Genomic DNA, 20,020 nt, shown 5'->3' on the forward strand with positions numbered 1-20,020 from the left:
CGGGATTCACCAGTCTGATCAGTGACTCACGGGTACGGGTGCAAGTGATGCCACAGGAAACGGGCGCCCACGTTGTCAGCTTCCCTCAGACCCTCGGACGCCCGAACACTTTCCGAACACCTACCCCGCACCTACCCGGTGAACAGCTGCGTCGCCTTCTGTACGAGTTCGTAGAGCCCGTACGCGAGCGGCACCCCCACCCATACCCAGGCGAAGGCGATCAGACCCCGGCGGCTCGGCGGACCGCTACTGCTGCTGCTGGACATCGGCGGCCTCCTTCTCCTTCGACTGATCCGTCGGCTCCTCCTGCGACGCCGGAACGGGGACGTGATGGCGCGGGTCGACGGGCCGGACGAGTTCGTTGGCGACGAAGCCGACGGCGAGCAGCCCGATCATGATGAACAGGGACATGGTGTAGAGGGACGCGCCGTCCTTGCCCGCCTCCTCCTGCCGGTCGGCGATCCAGTTCACGATCAGCGGCCCGAGGACACCGGCCGTGGACCAGGCGGTGAGCAGCCGTCCGTGGATGGCGCCGACCTGGTAGGTGCCGAAGAGGTCCTTCAGATAGGCGGGGATCGTCGCGAAGCCGCCGCCGTAGAAGGAGAGGATCACCAGCGCGCACAGGATGAACAGCGGCTTCGAGGAGTCGCCGGCCAGCGCGATCAGGCCGTACATCAGGGCGCCCGCGCCCAGGTAGAGGCGGTAGATGTTCTTGCGCCCGATCAGGTCGGAGGTCGATGACCAGCCGATGCGGCCGGCCATGTTGGCGGCGGACAGCAGCGCGACGAAGCCGGCGGCGGCCGAGACCGACACCGGTGTGGAGGTGTTCGCGAAGAAGTCCGTGATCATCGGCGCGGCCTTCTCCAGGATGCCGATGCCCGCGGTCACGTTCATGCAGAGGACGACCCACAGGCACCAGAACTGCGGCGTGCGCACGGCGTTGCGCGCGGACACCTGCGGTCCGTCCAAGGCGCTGGGCCCGTCACCGCCGACCGGCTTCTCGGTGCGCGGCACGCGGACCAGCAGCACACCGAGCAGCATGAAGACGGCGTACGACAGCCCGTGCACGAGGAACGCCAGCGCGATCCCGGAGCTGTCGCTGCCGAACGACTCCAGCATCTGGGCCGACCAGGGCGAGGCGATGAGCGCGCCGCCGCCGAAGCCCATGATGGCGATGCCGGTGGCCATGCCCGGCCGGTCGGGGAACCACTTGATGAGCGTGGAGACCGGCGAGATGTAGCCGATGCCGAGGCCGATGCCGCCGACGAAGCCGTAGCCGAGGACGATCAGCCAGTACTGCTCGGTGGCGGCACCCAGCGCGGAGAGCAGGAAGCCGGACGAGAAGCAGATGAGGGCGACCGTCATGGCCCACCGCGGCCCGTTGCGCTCCACCAGCGTGCCGCCGAACGCGGCCGACAGACCGAGCATGACGATGCCGAGCTGGAACGGCAGCGCGCTCTGCGTGCCGCTCAGGCCGAGGGCGGATTCGAGCGGCGGCTTGAACACGCTCCAGGCGTAGGCCTGGCCGATGGAGAGATGGACGGAGAGCGCGGCGGGGGGAACCAGCCAGCGGCTCCAGCCCGGGGGTGCGACCGGTGGACTCATGATCCCGAACGGTAGGGAGCGAGCGGGAACTTGAGAAGTCGGCGCGTCGACCGTATGCGGTGAGCGGTATGCCGGGCGCGACGAACGGTCGAACACTGTCCGGAAAAGCCTTCCCCGAACGCCGTGCGCGACCCCTTGCTGACCCCCTATCCATACTGTAGACAATATTCAGTCGACGAGATTCGACCGGATCGGACACTACTTCCCAGCCACCTCCGCGGTACTCCCTCGACCGAACGGAGCGTTCCGAAGTGAAAGTTGCAGTCCTCGGCGCCGGTGCGATCGGCGCCTACGTCGGAGCGGCGCTGCATCGCGCCGGCGCCGACGTGCACCTCATCGCCCGTGGACCGCATCTCGCGGCCATGAGGCAGCACGGGGTGCGGGTGCTCAGTCCGCGCGGCGACTTCACCGCCCGCGCGCACGCGACCGACGACCCGGCCGAAGTCGGGCCGGTCGACTATGTCTTCCTCGGTCTGAAGGCCAACTCGTACGCGGCGTGCGGGCCGCTCATCGAGCCCCTTCTGCACGACGGCACGGCCGTCGTGGCCGCCCAGAACGGCATCCCCTGGTGGTACTTCCACCGGCACGGCGGCCCCCACGACGGCCACCGCGTCGAGAGCGTGGACCCCGACGGCGCGGTCAGTGCGGTGCTCGCGCCCGAACGGGCCGTCGGCTGCGTGGTCTACGCCGCCACCGAACTCGAAGACCCCGGTGTCGTACGGCACTTGGAAGGGACCCGGTTCTCCGTCGGCGAGCCCGACCGCAGCGTCTCCCGGCGCTGTCTCGCGCTCAGCGAGGCCATGGTGGCCGGCGGCCTGAAGTGCCCGGTGGAGCCGGACCTGCGCAACGACATCTGGCTCAAACTGCTCGGCAACATCTCCTTCAACCCGATCAGCGCGCTGGCCCGCGCCACCATGCGGCAGATGTGTCTGCACGGCGGCACCCGCAAGGTCATCGAGACCATGATGACCGAGACGCTCGCCGTCGCCGAGGCCCTCGGCTGCGAGGTCGGCGTCTCCATCGAGCGCCGCCTCGCGGGCGCCGAACGCGTCGGCGACCACCGCACCTCCACGCTCCAGGACCTGGAGCGCGGCAAGCCGCTCGAACTCGACGTACTCCTCGCGGCGGTCGTCGAGTTGGCGGAGATCACCGGCGTGGAGGTGCCCACCCTGCGCACCGTGCACGCCATCTCGGACCTGCTCGCGCTGAGGAGCGCCGCATGAACTCTGACGAACGCCGCACGAGGAAACGCGACCGGACCCCGAAGACCTACACCCGGCTCACCCACCCCCTCGTCCGGGACTCACGAGACGAGCCCTTCCGGCAGGCGAGCTGGGAGGAGGCCCTGAACCGCGCGGCCGAGGGGCTGGCCCGCAACCGGGACGCCTTCGGCATGTTCTCCTGCGCCCGCGCCACCAACGAGATGAACTACGTGGCGCAGAAGTTCGCCCGGGTCGTCATGGGCACCAACAACGTCGACTCGTGCAACCGGACGTGTCACGCCCCGAGCGTCGCGGGTCTCTCCGCGGCCTTCGGCTCGGGCGGCGGCACCTCCTCCTACGAGGAGATCGAGCACACCGACGTCATCGTGATGTGGGGCTCCAACGCCCGCTTCGCGCACCCGATCTTCTTCCAGCACGTGCTGAAAGGCATCCACAACGGCGCCCGGATGTACGCCGTCGACCCGCGCCGCACCTCCACCGCCGAGTGGGCGGAGAGCTGGATGGGACTGAACGTCGGCACCGACATCCCGATGGCGCACGCGATCGGCCGCGAGATCATCCACGCGGGCCTCGCCAACGAGGCGTTCATCGAGCGGGCGACCAGCGGCTACGAGGACTACAAGGCGCTCGTCGAGCCCTGGACACTGTCCCTCGCCGAGAAGGTGACGGGAGTCCCGGCCGCCGCCATAAGGGAGTTGGCGCACGCCTACGCCCGCGCCGAGCGCGCCCAGTTGTGCTGGACCCTCGGCATCACCGAGCACCACAACGGCACCGACAACGTCCGCGCGCTGATCAACCTCTCCCTGCTGACGGGACATGTCGGGCGCTACGGCAGCGGGCTGCAACCCCTGCGCGGGCAGAACAACGTGCAGGGCGGCGGCGACATGGGCGCCATCCCCAACCGCCTGCCCGGCTTCCAGGACATCCTCGACCCCGGCACCCGGCTGAAGTTCGAGTCGGCCTGGGACACCGTCATCCAGCCCCACTACGGCCTCAACCTCACGGAGATGTTCGAGGCGATGGAGGAGGGCGCGCTCAAGGCCGTCTACTGCATCGGCGAGAACCCGGCGCAGTCCGAGGCGGACAGCGAGCAGGCCGTACGGCGGATGCGGCAGCTGGACTTCCTCGTCGTCCAGGACATCTTCCTGACGAAGACGGCCCAGCTCGCGGACGTCGTCCTCCCCGCGACCGCCGGGTGGGCCGAGACCGACGGCACCACCACCAACAGCGAGCGGCGCGTGCAGCGGGTGCGGCGCGCGGTCACCCCGCCCGGTGAGGCGCGCGAGGACATCGACATCATCTGCGAGCTGGCGGCGCGGCTCGGCCACGACTGGAAGTACGCCGACGCCGAGGCCGTGTGGAACGAGCTCAGGTCGGTCTCGCCGGACCACTACGGGATGACGTACGAACGCCTGGAGGAGCACCAGGGCATCCAGTGGCCGTGCCCGAGCACCGAACAGCTCGAACCGACGTATCTGCACGGCCGGTTGTGGGAGAAGGACCCGGCCGAGCGCGGTATGGCGGCGCCGTTCGGGCTGGTCCAGCACGATCCGCCGGTCGATCTCACCGACGAGGAGTACCCGATCCGGCTCACCACCGGCAGGCGGCTCGACTCCTACAACACCGGGGTGCAGAGCGGCAGTTTCGCCTCCCCGCTGCGGCGCGGCGAGTTCGTCGAGCTGTGCCCGGAGGACGCCGAGCGGTACGGGGTCGTCGTCGGCGAGGAGGTCCAGGTGACCTCGCGGCGCGGCTCGGTCGTCGCACCGGTGTGGGTGGACACCGCGCTGCGGCCCGGGCTGGCCTTCATGACCATGCACTTTCCCGACGAGGTGGACACCAACCAGCTGACGATCGAGGCGAACTGCCCGATCGCGGGCACGGCCGAGTTCAAGGCGTCGGCGATCCGGATCGAGAAGCTCCCCGTCGCGACCATCGTGAGGTGACGTCAAGTGGACCTGCACTTCGGTGACAGCAAACCGACGGACGACGAACGGGCCGCCGTCGACGCCCTGCTCGGCCCGCCCGAGTCGTCCTGGGAGGGCGCCGACCGTTCCGACGCGGACCTCAGGTGGGCCAGGGGCGGCCGCGAGGCCCGGGACCGCCGCGACCTGCTGTTGCCGGGGCTGCACGCCATCAACGACCGGATCGGCTGGATCAGCGAGGGCGCCCTCGACTACCTGTGCCGGCGGCTGACGGTGCCGCCGGCGGAGGCGTACGGCGTCGCCACCTTCTACGCCATGTTCTCCGTCAAGCCACGCCCCTCGACCGTGCTCCACGTCTGCACGGACCTCGCGTGCGCGGCCGCCGGAGCGAGCGAACTGTGCGCCGGGATCGAGGCACGGCTCGGCCTGGGCAGCGGTGTTTCGGTAGAGCGCAGTCCCTGCCTGGGCCTGTGCGAACGCGCCCCGGCGGCGCTCGCGATCAAGGCCGGGGATCCGGTGCGTACGGCGGTCTCGGCGCCGACGACCGTGCACGACGCCGTACTCGCCGCGAGCGCACCCGACTCGGCGCCGGAGGAGCCGCCGGCCGCGATGGCGGTACCGCAGGCGGGAAGCGACGACCTGGTCCTGCTGCGGCGCGTCGGAGTCGTCGACCCGTCGTCGCTGGACGACTACCGCGCCCACGGCGGCTACACCGCACTGCGCCGGGCCTTCGAGCTCGGTCCCGCCGGAGTCATCCGCGAGGTCACCGACTCCGGCCTGGTCGGACGTGGCGGCGCCGCCTTCCCCACCGGCCGCAAATGGCAGGCCACGGCGTCGCAGCCCGACCACCCGCACTACGTCGTCTGCAACGCCGACGAATCCGAGCCGGGCACCTTCAAGGACCGCGTGCTCATGGAGGGCGACCCGTACGCGCTGGTCGAGGCGATGACGATCGCGGCGTACGCGACCGGCGCGCACAAGGGATACCTGTACCTGCGCGGCGAGTACCCGAGGGCGCTGACGCGTCTGGAGCACGCCCTCGCACAGGCACGCGCGCGTGGGCTGCTCGGGGAAGACGTCCTCGGGCAGGGCTACGCCTTCGACATCGAGATCCGGCGAGGCGCGGGGGCGTACATCTGCGGTGAGGAGACGGCTCTGTTCAACTCCATCGAGGGCTACCGGGGCGAGCCCCGCTCCAAGCCGCCGTTCCCGGTGGAGAAGGGGCTGTTCGGCAAGCCGACGGTGGCGAACAACGTCGAGACGCTGGTCAATGTGCTGCCCGTCCTGACGATGGGCGCCCCGGCCTACGCGGCGATCGGTACGGCGAAGTCCACCGGGCCGAAGCTGTTCTGCGTGTCCGGGAGCGTGGCGCGGCCCGGTATCTACGAACTGCCCTTCGGCGCGACGCTCGGTGAGCTGCTGGAGCTGGCGGGCGTACGGGACGGGCTGCGGGCGGTGCTGCTGGGCGGCGCGGCCGGCGGCTTCGTACGGCCCGACGAGCTGGACATCCCGCTCACCTTCGAGGGCACACGGGAGGCGGGCACGACCCTCGGCTCGGGTGTGGTCATGGCCTTCGACGACACCGTTCCGCTGCCCCGGCTGCTGCTGCGGATCGCCGAGTTCTTCCGGGACGAGTCGTGCGGGCAGTGCGTGCCGTGCCGGGTCGGGACCGTACGGCAGGAGGAGGCACTGCACCGGATCGTGGAGCGCACGGGTGCGGCGGCCTCCGACGACATCGCCCTGCTCAGGGAGGTCGGCCGCGCGATGCGGGACGCCTCGATCTGCGGTCTCGGGCAGACCGCGTGGAACGCCGTGGAATCCGCCATCGACCGTCTGGGGGCGTACGAATGACCGTGGTACCGCTGGGGATCCCGCGCCGGCTGCTGGAGTTCACCCTGGACGGGGAGCCCGTGCGCACGACCGAGGGCTCGACGATCCTCGACGCCTGCCGGGCGGCCGGGAAGGACATCCCGACCCTGTGCGAGGGGGACACGCTGCGGCCCAAGAACGCCTGCCGCGTGTGTGTCGTCGAGGTCGAGGGTTCGCGGACGCTCGTCCCGGCCTGCTCGCGCAAGGCCGAGGCCGGAATGGAGGTGAGGACCGGCACCGAACGCGCCCGGCACAGTCGCAAGATCGTCCTTGAGCTGCTCGCCTCGTCGGTCGACCTGTCGACGACCCCGCGGGTCGCCGGGTGGATCAAGGAGTACGAGGCGAAACCGGACCGGTTCGGTCCGGAGGCGGCGCGGCTCAACGAGGAGCCGAAGATCGACAACGAGCTGTACGTGCGCGACTACGACAAGTGCATCCTCTGCTACAAGTGCGTCGACGCCTGCGGCGACCAGTGGCAGAACAGCTTCGCGATCTCCGTCGCCGGGCGGGGCTTCGACGCCCGGATCGCCGTGGAGCACGACGCCCCGCTGACCGACTCCGCGTGCGTGTACTGCGGGAACTGCATCGAGGTCTGCCCGACCGGGGCGCTGTCCTTCAAGTCCGAGTTCGACATGCGGGCGGCGGGTACCTGGGACGAGTCGGCGCAGACGGAGACGACCACGGTGTGCGCGTACTGCGGTGTGGGCTGCAATCTCACCCTGCACGTGCAGGACAATGAGATCGTGAAGGTCACCTCGCCGCACGACAACCCGGTGACCCACGGCAACCTGTGCATCAAGGGCCGCTTCGGCTACCAGCACGTACAGAACCGGGACTGATCAGGACTGGTGGGGACGGGAACATGGGACGAGTCACGGAACGACGCAAGGTGATCCGGATCCGGGACGGGGTGGTCTCCACCCGCCCGGACACGCTCGTCGCCGAGGAACCCCTGGAGATCCGCCTCAACGGAAAACCGCTGGCGATCACCATGCGCACACCCGGCGACGACTTCGCGCTCGCCGCCGGGTTCCTGGTGAGCGAGGGCGTCCTCGCCGAGCAGGGCGACCTGCAGAACATCGTGTACTGCGCGGGCGCCACGGTGGACGGCTCGAACACGTACAACGTGGTCGACGTGCGGACCGCGCCGGGAGTGGTGATCCCCGACATCACCCTCGAACGCAACGTCTACACGACCTCGTCCTGCGGGCTGTGCGGCAAGGCGTCCCTGGACGCCGTACGGACGACCGCCCGCTGGCCCGTCGACGACACCCACGGCGGCATCGCTCCCCCGGTCCGGCTCGACCCCGACCTGCTCGCGAGCCTCCCCGACCGGCTGCGCGCGGCCCAGCGGGTCTTCGACCGGACCGGGGGTCTGCACGCGGCGGCCCTGTTCACCGAGGACGGCGAACTGCTGGACATACGGGAGGACGTCGGCCGGCACAACGCGGTCGACAAACTGGTCGGCCGTGCGTTGCAGAACGGCGATCTGCCGCTGTCCCGCACCGTTCTGCTGGTCTCGGGACGCGCCAGCTTCGAGCTCGCCCAGAAGGCCGTGATGGCGAGCATTCCGGTGCTCGCGGCCGTCTCCGCGCCCTCGTCCCTCGCGGTGGACCTGGCCGCGGAGACGGGGCTGACGCTGGTGGGCTTCCTGCGGGGCAGCTCCATGAACGTGTACGCGGGTGAGGACCGCATCGCCCTGCGGGCCGCGGCCGCCCAGGGCTGAGGCCGGTTCCCCCGCGGCACGCCGGCGGGGCCCTGAACGGCGGGGAGCGCCCCCTGCGCCTGCAGGGGCCCCGCTGTTTTCTGTTGTCGGCGCGTACGGGGCCGCGGCTGGGGAGAGCCAGGTCGCGGCCGTCGTCAGCTCCGCGTACCGGAAATCCGGATCAACAGGTCCATGAATCGGTCGCGTTCGGCCGTCGAGAGCGGAGCGAGGAGTGCGTCGTTGGCCTCGCGGGCGGCCTTCTCGCAGCGTGTCAGGAGGCGGGCGCCCTCGTCCGTGAGGGAGACCGCGTTCTTGCGGCGGTCGTTCGGGTCCGGCCGGCGCAGTACGAGTGCCCGGGTCTGGAGGTCGTTGAGGATCCCGACCAGGTCCTTCGGGTCGAGCTGGACGCTGCGGCCGAGGTCGGCCTGTGCGACGGGGGCCAGGTCGCGGACCGCGGAGAGGACCACGTGGTGCCACATCTTCATGCCCTCCGCGGCGAGGGCCTCGGCCACCAGGGAACGGCCGCGGGCGGCCGCGCGGCCGAGCAGCCAGCTGGGGAGGGAGCGGATCGCGGGGAGCGGGGCTTCGGACATGGGCCCACCCTATCGAGAAGTCATTGGACTCCCCAACGAAGTGGCGATAGCGTCAGCGTGTCCAAACCGTTGGTAGCCCCAATGACTTCTGGAGGCGCGATGCGCCGCGTCCGCTACGAGTCCACCGGCGGCCCCCTGTTCGTGGAGGAGGTCCCCGTCCCCGAACCCGGCCCCGGTGAGCTCCTCGTCCGCTGCGAGGCGATCGGTGTGACGCTCCCCGTCGTCCGCAAGGTCACCGAGGCCGCCGAGCCCGTGCCGCTGGGCGGCGAGATCGCGGGGCGGGTCGTGGCCGTGGGCGCCGGAGTCTCCCGCTTCGGCACTGGCGACCGCGTGACCGGGCTGTGCTTCGGACACGGGTACGCCGAATACGCCCTCCTGCACGAGGCGATGACCTCCCCGATCCCCGACCAGGCCACCGCCACCGATGCCGTGGCCCTCGTCCGCAGCGGCCTGGTCGCGCTCGGCGCGCTGGAGGCCGCCCGGCCCGAGCCCGGCGAGGCGGCCCTGGTCACCGCGGCGGCGAGCGGCGTGGGGCAGCTCGCCGTGCGGCTCGCGCGGGCGCGGGGTGCCGGGCGGGTCGTCGGCGCCGTGTCCGATCCGGCCAAGGCGGACTTCGTGCTCGGCCTCGGCGCCGACGAGGTGGTGGTCTACGCGGACGACGACTGGGGAGCTCCCGTCGACTACGTCCTCGATGCCGTCGGCGGCGACCTGCTCACCCCGGCCCTCGCCGCACTCGTCCCGGGCGGGCGGCTCGTGGCGTACAGCTCGGGCGGCGGGACCATCCGGGCGTACGACCTTCTGGTGGGCGCGAAGTCCGTCGTCGGGTTCCAGATGGCGCGGATCGCCCGGGAGGAGCCCGAGTTGTACGAGCGGTGGCGGCAGGAGCTGTGGAAGCTCTTCACCGAGGGGGTTCTGACGCCCGCCGTGCACGGAGTGTTCGCGTTGGAGGAGGCCGCTGCGGCGCACGCGGCCATCGAGGCGCGGGCCAACCGGGGGAAAGTAGTACTCCATCCGTGAGGTGACACGTGCACGGTTCTTGTGATGTGTGCGATAGCCCAACTAACGTCTGTGATGCGCACCTTGGACGTGGGATGTCCGGATGTTCGGATGCCTGGACACATGACCAGACGATGAAGGGCGGGCCGCACCATGCCGTCAAGAGTTCGCGCACGTCTCAGAGCTGCCCTCGTCGCGGCCGTCGCCCTCACGGCGACGGCCGCGACATCGGTTCCGGCCGATTCCCAACCGGCCACCACAACACCCCCGTTCGAGCAGCAGGTCCTCTTCCGGGCCGACCAGGATCCCGGGTACGCCTGCTTCCGTATCCCGGCGATCGTGAAGACCAAGGCCGGCACATTGCTGGCGTTCGCCGAGGGGCGGGTGCTCAACTGCGGGGACGCCGCCGACATCGACCTCGTGCTCAAGCGGTCGACGGACGGCGGCCGCACCTGGGGGCCGCTCCAGGTCGTCAACGAGGGCGACGGCGACACGCACGGCAACCCGGCGCCGATCGTGGACCGTGAGACCGGGCGGATCCTGCTGGCGGAGACGTACAACAAAGGCCGTACGGACAGCGGCAGTTGCTCGGTGCCGTGTGAGCGCACCCCCTATCTTCAGTACAGCGACGACGACGGTGCGACCTGGTCCGAGCCCCGCGATCTGAGCGACCAGATACTGCCCGCGGCCTGGAACTCCTGGTACGCCACCGGCCCCGTCCACGGCATCCAGCTCACCAGGGGCAAGCACGCCGGGCGGCTGGTCTTCGGCGTCAACACCGAGACCTGGGACGGAAGTCGGGTCACCAACAACCACGCCGCGCTCATCGTCAGCGACGACGGCGGCGACAGCTGGCGGATCGGTGCCACCGACTCGTGGGCCATCTCCGCCGCCGACCGCACCTTCCGGCAGAAGCCGTCCGAGGTGACCCTCACCGAGCGGGCGGACGGCACGATCCTCATCAGCGGGCGGGAACAGGACGGCACCGACCTCGGGCATCGCTCCCAGACGTACAGCCGGGACGGCGGCGACAGCTTCACCGGGCCGTTCAAGGACCTCCCGGACCTCTACACGCCCCAAGTGCAGGGCGCCACGCTCCGCCTGGGCAACCGGCTTCTGCTGTCCGCGCCCGGCGATCCCGACCGCCGCCGGACCATGATGATCCGGTCCTCCTGGAACGGCGGCACCACCTGGGACAGCGTGGACCGCGGCAAGGTCGTCAGCACGGACTGGTCGGGCTACTCCGACATGGTCGGCGTCGACGCGTCCACGGTCGGCCTGATGTACGAGGGCGGCGCCGTGGACGCGCGGGACGAGATCCGCTTCGCCCGCTTCACCGAGGACTGGCTCGGGCCGCGTCGTGGCCCCGACCCGACCACCGCCGACCTCGCCGCGGGCGCGCCCCGGGCGACCGTCCTCGGGGGCGCCCGGGTGACGGACGGTGTGCTGGGCCGGGCCGTGGAGTTCGACGGCGACGACGACGCCGTACGTCTGCCGTACCGGTCCCGACTGCCGCTGGGGACGCGGGAGTTCACGGTTTCGCTGTTCTTCCGGTACTCCGCCGCCTCCGGTGAGCAGCCGTTCCTGTGGATGGGCGGGATCGGCTCCACCCAGCCCCAGGTGTGGCTGCGCGGTGAGCCCGACAACGACCGGGTGCGGGCCCTGATCACCACCCGGGAGGGGTTCGGGACGGTGCGCACCTCGTCCGTGTGGGCCGGGGGCGCCCACAACGACGGCGAGTGGCACCACCTCGCACTGCGGCGCGGCGGCGGACAGCTGACGCTGTTCCTGAACGGCAGGGCCATCAGCACCACGGACGTGGCCGGTTCGGTCAGCCGGAACTCGCCGTTCGGCGTGCACGTCGGGCAGCGCATGGACAGCCGGGCCTTCCTGACCGGCGCGATCGACGACGTCCGGGTGTGGAACCGGGCGCTCGGCGACACGGAGCTCGGCGCGGCGACGCGGGTCGGAGCCCGTAAGGGTTCGGCCACGTCGGACACCGTCCTGTGGCTGCCCATGGACCAGGTGGGCTGAGACCACTAACGTCCCAGGCGTGCCCGACGACGCACGAGCACGACAGCGCACGGGAACCGGGCTCGGCCTCCTGCTGGCCCTGGTTCTCGCGGCGGTACTGCTCACCGCCCTCCCGGACGACGGCGAACGGGAGGGCGGTGCCGCGTGCCGGCCGCACTCGGTGGCGGCCTGGTCGGCGGACGGCGACCTGACCGGTGAGTTCGCCCGGTACGGCGACGACCCGTCCCGCACCGACGACTGGACCGGCGGCGACGGCACGCACTCGGTGCGGCTGCCGGACGGCCGGCTGCTGTGGCTGTTCTCGGACACCTACCTCGGCCAGGTGCACGCCCCGCCCAACCCCTACGGCGAGTCCTCGACCTGGCGGGACACGGCCGCTCCCCTGGTCCGCAACGCGGCGGTCGTCATGCGTGACGGACGCCTGGAGCGCACGCTCGCCGCTCCCCTGTTCCCCGACCCGGTTCCGAACCAGTGGCGCTGGCCGGTCGCGGCCCGCGTCGAGCCCCGCTCCCCCGGTGCGGACGAGCAGGTCGTACGGGTGCTGTTGTGGGTGCGTACGGCAGGGCAGGCGCCGTGGATCTACGGGGTGCCCACCGCCACGGAGGTCGCCACGCTCTCGCTGCCCGAGCTGCGGGTCGAGTCGGTCGTCAAGGTGCTCGACCAGCAGCTGGTGCCGGATCCGTCGCGGCGTGTGCTGTTCGGGACGACGCTGGTGGAGGAGGGCGGCTGGACGTACGTCTTCGGGGGCGACGACGGTCAGGCCGCGTCCCGGCCGGCCTCGCGGGCGTACGTCGCGCGCGTGCCCGAGGGCAGGCTCGCCGAGCCGGGGGCCTGGCGGTACTGGGACGGCTCGCGGTGGGCGGGGCCTGGGGCCCGGCCTGGTGCGGTGCTCGGGGACGGGCGGCGCAAGGGGGTGGGCAGCGCGTTCTCGGTGGCGCGGGTGCGGGGTACGTATGTGCTGTTCACGATGGCCGCCGGGACCGAGGGGCTGACGACCGTGACGTCGTACTGGGCCTGCTCCCCCGTCGGCCCGTGGCACGGGCCGACGAGGGACTTCAGCCCGGCGCTGCCGCCGGGCGGCCAGGTCGCCGCCTACAACCCGCAGACGCATCCCGAACTGAGCGTCGACGGGCGGCTCGTGCTGAGCTACGACGTCAACTGGCTGGAGACGACAGGCGCCGCGGCGCAGCTCAGCAGGAACGTGTCCCTGTACCGACCGCGGTTCGTGACGCTTCGGGTGGCGCCGACGCGGTGACCGCCTCGGCGGCGTCGGCATCGGTGTCCGTATCGGTGTCCGTATCGATGTCGGCGTCCTGGGCCCGGCGCTTGGCGATGACCGCGCAGACCATCAGCTGCATCTGGTGGAAGAGCATCAGCGGCAGCACGGCCAGCGAGGCGTGCGCGCCGAACAGGACGCTGGCCATGGGCAGCCCGGAGGCGAGGGACTTCTTCGAGCCGGCGAACTGGATCGCGATGCGGTCCTCGCGGTTGAAGCGCAGCGCCTTGGCGCCGTACCAGGTCAGGGCCAGCATCACGGCCAGCAGCACGACTTCGACGGCCATCAGTCCGGCCAGCCGGGCCGGGCTCACCTGGTGCCAGATGCCCTGGACCATGCCCTCGCTGAACGCGGTGTAGACGACCAGCAGGATCGAGCCGCGGTCGACGAGCCCGAGGACCTTCTTGTGCCGGGCGACGAAGCCTCCGATCCAGCGCCGCAGCAGCTGCCCGGCGACGAACGGCACCAGCAGCTGCAGCACGATCTCGACCACCGAGTCGGCGGAGAAGCCGCCCGCGCTGCTGCCGAGCACGGCCGCCGCGAGGAGCGGGGTGAGGACGATGCCGACGAGCGAGGAGAAGGAGCCGGCGCAGATCGCGGCGGGCACGTTGCCGCGGGCCATCGAGGTGAAGGCGATCGACGACTGGATGGTCGACGGGACGAGGGTGAGGAAGAGCAGGCCCTGGTAGAGGGGGTGGGTCAGCAGCACCGGGACCAGGCCGCGGGCGGCGAGGCCAAGGAGCGGGAAGACGACGAACGTGCAGGCCAGGACGGTGACATGGAGCCGCCAGTGCTTCAGCCCGTCCAACGCCTCCCGGGTGGACAGCCGGGCGCCGTAGAGGAAGAAGAGGAAGGCGATGGCGGCCGTGGAGGCACCGGACGCCACGTCGGAGGCCGCCCCGCGCGCCGGGAGGAGAGCCGCGAGGCCCACGGTCCCGAGCAGCAGCAGGATGTACGGGTCGATCGGCATCCAACGCGGCCATTGCAGGCGTTTCACTGTGCTCCACTACTTCGCTGTCGTACTCGGCTGTCGTTCGCTGAACTTCGGGTTCCCGGCACGGACGTGCCCTCTCCATCGTCCTCCGGCGGCCAGCGATCGGGAATCCGGCATACCACTCTGACTGTCATCACGTTCCGCGATAACCACAGGTAGCCTGGGACGCGTGTACGACCCCTCGCATCTGCGTACGTTCCTGGCGGTGGCGCAGACCCTGAGCTTCACGCAGGCCGCCCGCCGCCTCGGCCTGCGCCAGTCGACCGTCAGCCAGCACGTACGGCGGCTGGAGGACGCCACCGGGCGGCCGCTGTTCTCCCGGGACACCCACTCCGTGGAGCTGACCGAGGACGGTGAGGCGATGCTCGGTTTCGCCCGCCGCATCATGGAGGTGCACGAGCAGGCGTCGGCGTTCTTCACCGGCACCCGGCTGCGCGGCCGGCTCCGGTTCGGCGCGTCCGAGGACTTCGTGCTGACCCGGCTGCCGGAGATCCTGGAGGGCTTCCGCTACGACCACCCCGAGGTCGACCTGGAGCTGACGGTCGAGCTCTCGGGCACGCTGCACGAGCAGCTGGCGGCCGGAAAGCTGGACCTGGTGCTGGCCAAGCGACGCCCGGAGGAACCGCGCGGCGAGCTGGTCTGGCACGACCGGCTGGTGTGGATCGGCGCGGAGCGGCTCCGCCTGGAGCCGGAGCGTGCGGTGCCGTTGATCGTCTATCCGCCACCGGGCATCACCAGGGCCCTGGCGTTGGAGGCGCTGGAGCGGCAGGGGCGCGAGTGGCGGATCGTGTGCACCAGCGGCAGCCTCAACGGGCTGATCGCCGCCGCGCGGGCGGGGCTCGGCGTGATGGCGCACTCGCGGGGCCTGATCCCGCCGGGTCTCGTGCGGGTGCCGGACCGGGCCGGGCTGCCGGAGCTGGGGCGGGTCGACTTCGTGCTGGTCCACGGAGCACGCCGTACGGCGGCACAGGGGGCCGCGGACGCGCTGGCGGCGGCGATCCTGGCGGGCGGCGACCGGCTGCACCGGCGCTAGGCGCTCCGCTGGGTGCCGCGGTATGCCGATCTGCCGTCTGCCGTCTGCCGTCTGCCGTCTGCGGCGCCATCGTGGCTGGTCGCGCCCACGCGGCGGAGCCGCACATCGATACAGCCCCGCGCCCCTGGGTTGGCTCAGCCGCCGGCGACCGATGACCCAGCGACTCCACATCAAGGCTCAGTGACACGTGCGGCGGCTCATACGCTGAGGGAGGAGACGGCTGCGCGCCGGTGACGGCATCATCCACTGGGCCCGTGCCCGGCGATCGGGTCGTGTACAGATTCGGTGGAGATTACGGGCCCGAAACTTACTCAACCGTCAGTTTCATGTCCGACCCTTCCCCATGTGAGCGCATTTTCCCGCGCTGACCTGTGCGTACCTGAGCACCCGTCGATTTCCGGCCCCCTCCCGTCCGAAACGCGGTTGGGGTAGCTTTCACGGCGCTGAGCGGAGCGTCAGCGAGGCATTCGGACGGGGAGCGGGGAGCGGGGTTTGCGCGAGTTCACCAACCCTCCGTTGGCGTTGGCACCGCCGGTGGGCGGCCTGGCCGACGTCGTCTTCCAGCATGCCCAGGAGGACCCGCTGTATGTCACCCTCGGCCGCAAGGACGAGGGCGGGCAGTGGCGGGACGTCACCGCCGCGGAGTTCCGGGACGAGGTGCTAGCCCTGGCCAAGGGCCTGCTCGCCCGCGGCATCCGGTTCGGCGACCGGGTCGCGATCATGTCCCGTACGCGCTACGAGTGGACGCTCTTCGACTTCGCCCTGTGGACGATCGGCGCCCAGGTGGTGCCGGTCTACCCCACGTCGTCGGCCGAGCAGTGTTTCTGGATGCTGTACGACGCCGAATGTTCGGCGGCCATCGTGGAGCACGAGGACCACGCGATGACGATCGCCACCGTCATCGACCGGCTGCCGCGGCTGCACCAGCTGTGGCAGCTGGACTCGGGCGCCGTGCAGGAGCTGTACGACGCCGGCGCCCACCTCGACGACGAGGTGGTCCACCGCCATCGGCAGGCGGTCACCCCCGACTCCGTCGCGACGATCATCTACACCTCGGGGACGACGGGCCGCCCCAAGGGCTGTGTCATCTCGCACGGCAACTTCATGTACGAGGCGGACACCGTCATCGAGCGCTGGGAGCCGGTGTTCCACTCCAAGAAGGGCGACGAGGCGGCGACCCTGCTCTTCCTGCCGCTCGCGCACGTCTTCGGCCGGATGGTGCAGGTCGCCGCGATCCGCGGCCGGGTCCGCTTCGGCCACCAGCCGCAGATGAACGCGGCCGCCCTGCTGCCGGACCTCGCCGCGTTCAAGCCGACCTTCTTCCTGGCCGTGCCGTACATCTTCGAGAAGGTCTTCAACGCCGCCCGCCGCAAGGCCGAGAAGGAGGGCAGGTCGGGCGCCTTCGAGAAGGCCGTCGAGGTCGCCGTGAAGTACGCGGACGCCATGGAGGCCAAGGCGTGGGGCATCGGTCCCGGCCCGTCGGCCGGGCTGCGGATGCAGCACCAGGTCTTCGACAAGCTCGTCTACGCCAAGATGCGGGCCGCGATGGGCGGCCGTATCAAGCAGGCGATGACCGGTGGTTCGGGGATGGACCGCCGGCTCGGTCTGTTCTTCGCGGGCGCCGGCGTCCATGTCTACGAGGGGTACGGCCTCACCGAGACCACGGCGGCCGCCACCGCCAACCCGCCCTACCGCACCCGCTACGGCACCGTCGGCCAGCCCATCCCGGGCATGACCGTGCACATCGCCGACGACGGGGAGATCTGGCTGCACGGCGACAACGTCTTCCAGGGCTACCTCAACAACCAGAAGGCCACCGACGAGACCCTGCACGACGGCTGGCTCGCCACCGGTGACCTGGGCTCCCTCGACGAGGACGGCTACCTCACCATCACCGGCCGCAAGAAGGAGATCCTGGTCACCTCAGGCGGCAAGAGCGTCTCCCCGGGCCTGCTGGAGGAACGCGTCCGCGATCACCCCCTGGTCTCCCAGTGCATCGTCGTCGGCAACGACCGCCCCTACATCGCCGCCCTGGTCACCCTCGACCAGGAGGCCGTCGAGCACTGGCTGATGATGCGCGACAAGCCCCGGATGACCCCGGCACAGCTGGTCCGCGACGCCGACCTGGAGACGGAGGTACGACGCGCGGTCGTCGCCGCCAACACCCAGGTCTCCCAGGCCGAGTCGATCCGCACCTTCCGCATCCTCGCCCAGCCGTTCACCGAGGAGCACGGACTGCTCACCCCGTCGCTGAAACTGAAGCGCAAGGCGATCGAGAACGCGTACGCGGGCGAGGTCGAGGCGCTGTACCGGGCCTGAGACCGGCCGATTCCCACGGATTCTCCGGTCAGGAATGCATCGCGCCTCGTGATCGTTGACGATGTCAGTACCACCTGACGACAACCGTAAGGATCAAGAGCTCGTGAGCAGCAAGGTCCCCCCGATCATCCTCAACAACGGCGTCGAGATGCCCCAGCTGGGCTTCGGCGTCTGGCAGGTGCCGGACGACGAGGCGGAGCGGGCGGTCGCCACCGCGTTGGAGGCCGGGTACCGCAGCATCGACACAGCGGCGATCTACGGCAACGAGGAGGGCACCGGCAAGGCCATCGCCGCCGCCGGCCTCCCCCGCGAGGACGTCTTCGTCACCACCAAGCTCTGGAACAGCGACCAGGGATACGACTCCACGCTGCGCGCCTTCGACGTGTCGCTGGAGAAGCTGGGCCTGGACTACGTCGACCTGTACCTCATCCACTGGCCGCTGCCCGCCCGCGGCGCGTACGTCGACACGTACAAGGCCTTCGAGAAGCTGCACGCCGACGGCCGCGTCCGTGCGATCGGTGTCTCCAACTTCCTTCCGGAGCACCTGGAGCGGCTGATCGGCGAGACGTCGGTCGTCCCGGCGGTCAACCAGATCGAGCTGCACCCGCACCTTCAGCAGCGCGCCTCCCGTGAGTTCCACGCCGAGCAGGGCATCGCCACCGAGGCCTGGTCGCCGCTCGGCCAGGGCAAGGGGCTGCTGGAGGTCCCGGCGATCGTCGCCATCGCGCAGAAGCACGGGCGCACCCCGGCCCAGGTCGTGCTGCGCTGGCACCTCCAGCTGGGCAATGTCGTGATCCCGAAGTCCGTGACGCCCTCGCGGATCAAGGAGAACATCGAGGTCTTCGACTTCAGCCTGGACGACGAGGACCTCGCGGCGATCAGCGCGCTGAACGAGGACCGGCGGATCGGCCCGGACCCGGCGGCGTTCGGCCAGGACTGACGCCCGTGACACGACCGTCCGCCCGCCGCTCGGCTCTGTGAGCGGCGGGCGGACGTCGCCGTATGCGCGTTCGGGCCGCTTCAGTCGCCGCGCACGTCCGAGAGGACGACCTCGAACTCCTCCAGCCCGGTCACGGTCACATGGGCCTTGGCCGCGCCTTCGTGCCGGGCCGCCGCCTGGCCCGCGCGGGACGCCGCCAGGGACGCCTGGTCGACGAAGAGCACGCCGACCATCCCGCGCCCCCGCTCCCGGTCGACCAGCAGGGACGCCCTGGCCAGCCCCGTGAGGGTGTCCAGTTTGGGCACCACGGTCGCCCGGAACGTGTCGGCGAGCAGGTCCGTGTCCATCGGGTCGAACTCCAGCCTGGTGACCCGCAGTCCGCCTCCCGTCTCCGGCTGCCGGACCTGGTGGAAGACCAGCGCCTCGTAGTTGTCGACCGCGACGGTCCCCAGGAACGGCTCCAGCATGGCCGTCCGCCGCTCGCGCAGCACCTCGTCGCTGTTCCGCCGGGCCTGCTCCGACTCCCACCAGCTCGCCGCGAGCAGTTTCCCGAGTGTGCGGTCCACGAAGACACTGGCTCCGCGGTATCCCGGACGGTCCTCCAGCAGTTCCCGCCCCTGTGTGTTCAATGCCCTGATGGCCGTGTCGATCTTCGTGGGATCGCCGGTCGTGTAGATGGCGCGTACGAACATGACACCTCCAGAAGCTCGGTCAGATATCCGAAAGCTTCGGTATGTCCAGTCTTCTACTGGGGTGATGGCGCCGCAATCAGCGCCAGTAAGGAAACTTTCCTACTCAGGAGGGTCCACCCTCGTGCGCATCCGATCCCTCACCCTGACCGCGGCCTCCGGCGCCGCGCTGCTCGCCGCCGGACTGCTCCCCGCCGTCGCGTCCGGCGTTCCGGACCCGCCGTTCGCACGGGAGGGGCCGGTCGAGGCGGCCGACCTGCTGGCGAAAACCGCGTCCTGCGAGCCGGTCTCGAACGGCCTGTACCGCACCGACGCGACGAGCGCGGCCACCGTCCCCGTGTGCGGCGCGCACGGCGCCGTCTTCTGGAAGGCCGACATGGACATCGACTGCGACGGCCGGCGCACCGCCAGGTGCAACGAGGTCACCGACCCCTGGTTCCAGCCCGACACGGCGTTCCACCAGTCCGACGGCGAGCCGCTGCGGTCCGACAGCCTGCCGTTCGTCGTCGTCCCGAGCGCGAGCGGCCTCTGGGACTACTCGGCCGCCGGCATCCAGGGCGGCAGTGTGGCCGCGGTCATCCACGACGACCGGCTCCTGTACGCCGTCGTCGGCGACACCGGCCCGGGGCGGATCATCGGCGAGGCGTCGTACGCCGCCGCCGAGGCCCTCGGCATCGACCCCGACCCAGCCACCGGCGGCACCGCCTCAGACGTGACGTACATCCTGTTCAAGGGCTCCCGGGTCGCGCCCGTCGAGAGCCACGAGGCCGCGGTCACGCTGGGCGAGCAGCTGGCGAAGGAGTTCGTCCAGAACAACTGAGC

The 20,020-nt window shown here is 70.7% G+C and carries 17 protein-coding genes; 12 read left to right on the forward strand and 5 right to left on the reverse strand.

Translation table 11 applies throughout. The features are described 5' to 3' along the window. Window positions 1-131 precede the first annotated feature (131 nt). Together AQJ67_RS50125 and AQJ67_RS03400 are read right to left on the reverse strand one after the other, a co-directional pair. Window positions 132-266 (reverse strand): MFS transporter small subunit, encoded by a 135-nt coding sequence (locus AQJ67_RS50125; RefSeq protein ID WP_273634024.1) that lies wholly within the window; start codon window positions 264-266, stop codon window positions 132-134. Further along, a complete protein-coding gene (locus AQJ67_RS03400; RefSeq protein WP_062716438.1) occupies window positions 247-1,605 on the reverse strand; it encodes an OFA family MFS transporter in 1,359 nt (452 codons plus the stop codon). Before AQJ67_RS03400 ends, AQJ67_RS50125 begins: the two co-directional genes overlap by 20 nt. Before the next feature lie 251 nt (window positions 1,606-1,856). Here AQJ67_RS03400 and AQJ67_RS03405 point away from each other — a divergent pair, with 251 nt between their 5' ends. The 5 genes from AQJ67_RS03405 to fdhD are packed head-to-tail and all read left to right on the forward strand — an operon-like array spanning window position 1,857 to window position 8,345. Further along, entirely contained in the window at window positions 1,857-2,828 is a 972-nt protein-coding gene (locus tag AQJ67_RS03405; RefSeq protein WP_062716439.1) for a 2-dehydropantoate 2-reductase, read from the forward strand. Beyond that, window positions 2,825-4,771, forward strand: a complete 1,947-nt coding sequence (locus AQJ67_RS03410; RefSeq protein ID WP_062716440.1) for a molybdopterin oxidoreductase family protein — start codon at window positions 2,825-2,827, stop codon at window positions 4,769-4,771. Before AQJ67_RS03405 ends, AQJ67_RS03410 begins: the two co-directional genes overlap by 4 nt. Window positions 4,772-4,777: 6 nt before the next feature. Then, a complete protein-coding gene (locus tag AQJ67_RS03415) occupies window positions 4,778-6,601 on the forward strand; it encodes an NAD(P)H-dependent oxidoreductase subunit E (RefSeq protein ID WP_062716441.1) in 1,824 nt (607 codons plus the stop codon). Next, window positions 6,598-7,458: a 2Fe-2S iron-sulfur cluster-binding protein gene (locus tag AQJ67_RS03420; protein ID WP_062716442.1), complete on the forward strand. Its 861-nt coding sequence runs from the start codon at window positions 6,598-6,600 to the stop codon at window positions 7,456-7,458. Before AQJ67_RS03415 ends, AQJ67_RS03420 begins: the two co-directional genes overlap by 4 nt. Before the next feature lie 23 nt (window positions 7,459-7,481). Then, window positions 7,482-8,345 (forward strand): formate dehydrogenase accessory sulfurtransferase FdhD, encoded by an 864-nt coding sequence (gene fdhD, locus AQJ67_RS03425; protein WP_062716443.1) that lies wholly within the window; start codon window positions 7,482-7,484, stop codon window positions 8,343-8,345. A gap of 134 nt (window positions 8,346-8,479) precedes the next feature. Here the strand turns inward: fdhD and AQJ67_RS03430 are convergent, their stop codons facing one another. Next, window positions 8,480-8,917, reverse strand: a complete 438-nt coding sequence (locus AQJ67_RS03430) for a MarR family winged helix-turn-helix transcriptional regulator (RefSeq protein WP_062716444.1) — start codon at window positions 8,915-8,917, stop codon at window positions 8,480-8,482. Window positions 8,918-9,016: 99 nt separating this feature from the next. Between AQJ67_RS03430 and AQJ67_RS03435 the strand changes: the two genes are divergently transcribed. The 3 genes from AQJ67_RS03435 (at window position 9,017) to AQJ67_RS03445 (ending at window position 13,202) form a co-directional block, all read left to right on the forward strand. Then, window positions 9,017-9,934 (forward strand): quinone oxidoreductase family protein, encoded by a 918-nt coding sequence (locus AQJ67_RS03435; RefSeq protein WP_062716445.1) that lies wholly within the window; start codon window positions 9,017-9,019, stop codon window positions 9,932-9,934. Window positions 9,935-10,066: 132 nt separating this feature from the next. Further along, the gene (locus AQJ67_RS03440; RefSeq protein ID WP_062716446.1) at window positions 10,067-11,947 is read left to right on the forward strand and encodes a sialidase family protein; all 1,881 of its coding nucleotides are present in this window, start codon (window positions 10,067-10,069) and stop codon (window positions 11,945-11,947) included. 19 nt (window positions 11,948-11,966) lie between these two features. Next, window positions 11,967-13,202, forward strand: coding sequence for a DUF4185 domain-containing protein (locus AQJ67_RS03445; RefSeq protein ID WP_062716447.1), 1,236 nt, complete (start codon window positions 11,967-11,969; stop codon window positions 13,200-13,202). On the opposite strand, the gene AQJ67_RS03450 is transcribed toward AQJ67_RS03445, so the two are convergent. Then, window positions 13,138-14,193 carry a bile acid:sodium symporter family protein gene (locus AQJ67_RS03450; protein ID WP_062716448.1) on the reverse strand — a complete coding sequence of 352 codons (1,056 nt, stop codon included), beginning with the start codon at window positions 14,191-14,193 and terminating at the stop codon, window positions 13,138-13,140. The two genes, AQJ67_RS03445 and AQJ67_RS03450, sit on opposite strands and share 65 nt — an antisense overlap. Before the next feature lie 193 nt (window positions 14,194-14,386). Here AQJ67_RS03450 and AQJ67_RS03455 point away from each other — a divergent pair, with 193 nt between their 5' ends. The 3 genes from AQJ67_RS03455 (at window position 14,387) to AQJ67_RS03465 (ending at window position 18,509) form a co-directional block, all read left to right on the forward strand. Beyond that, entirely contained in the window at window positions 14,387-15,250 is an 864-nt protein-coding gene (locus AQJ67_RS03455) for a LysR substrate-binding domain-containing protein (RefSeq protein WP_062716449.1), read from the forward strand. Window positions 15,251-15,742: 492 nt separating this feature from the next. Then, window positions 15,743-17,569 carry an AMP-dependent synthetase/ligase gene (locus AQJ67_RS03460; RefSeq protein WP_062716450.1) on the forward strand — a complete coding sequence of 609 codons (1,827 nt, stop codon included), beginning with the start codon at window positions 15,743-15,745 and terminating at the stop codon, window positions 17,567-17,569. A gap of 103 nt (window positions 17,570-17,672) precedes the next feature. After that, complete coding sequence (locus tag AQJ67_RS03465) at window positions 17,673-18,509, forward strand: aldo/keto reductase (protein ID WP_062716451.1); 837 nt, start codon at window positions 17,673-17,675, stop codon at window positions 18,507-18,509. 80 nt (window positions 18,510-18,589) lie between these two features. Here the strand turns inward: AQJ67_RS03465 and AQJ67_RS03470 are convergent, their stop codons facing one another. Beyond that, window positions 18,590-19,201, reverse strand: a complete 612-nt coding sequence (locus AQJ67_RS03470) for a hypothetical protein (protein WP_062716452.1) — start codon at window positions 19,199-19,201, stop codon at window positions 18,590-18,592. Window positions 19,202-19,322: 121 nt separating this feature from the next. On the opposite strand from AQJ67_RS03470, the gene AQJ67_RS03475 reads away from it, so the two are divergent. Beyond that, window positions 19,323-20,018: a glycoside hydrolase family 75 protein gene (locus tag AQJ67_RS03475; RefSeq protein ID WP_062716453.1), complete on the forward strand. Its 696-nt coding sequence runs from the start codon at window positions 19,323-19,325 to the stop codon at window positions 20,016-20,018. Window positions 20,019-20,020: the final 2 nt, after the last annotated feature.

Origin of the sequence: Streptomyces caeruleatus, from assembly GCF_001514235.1 — a bacterium.
Classification (GTDB): Bacteria; Actinomycetota; Actinomycetes; order Streptomycetales; family Streptomycetaceae; genus Streptomyces; species Streptomyces caeruleatus.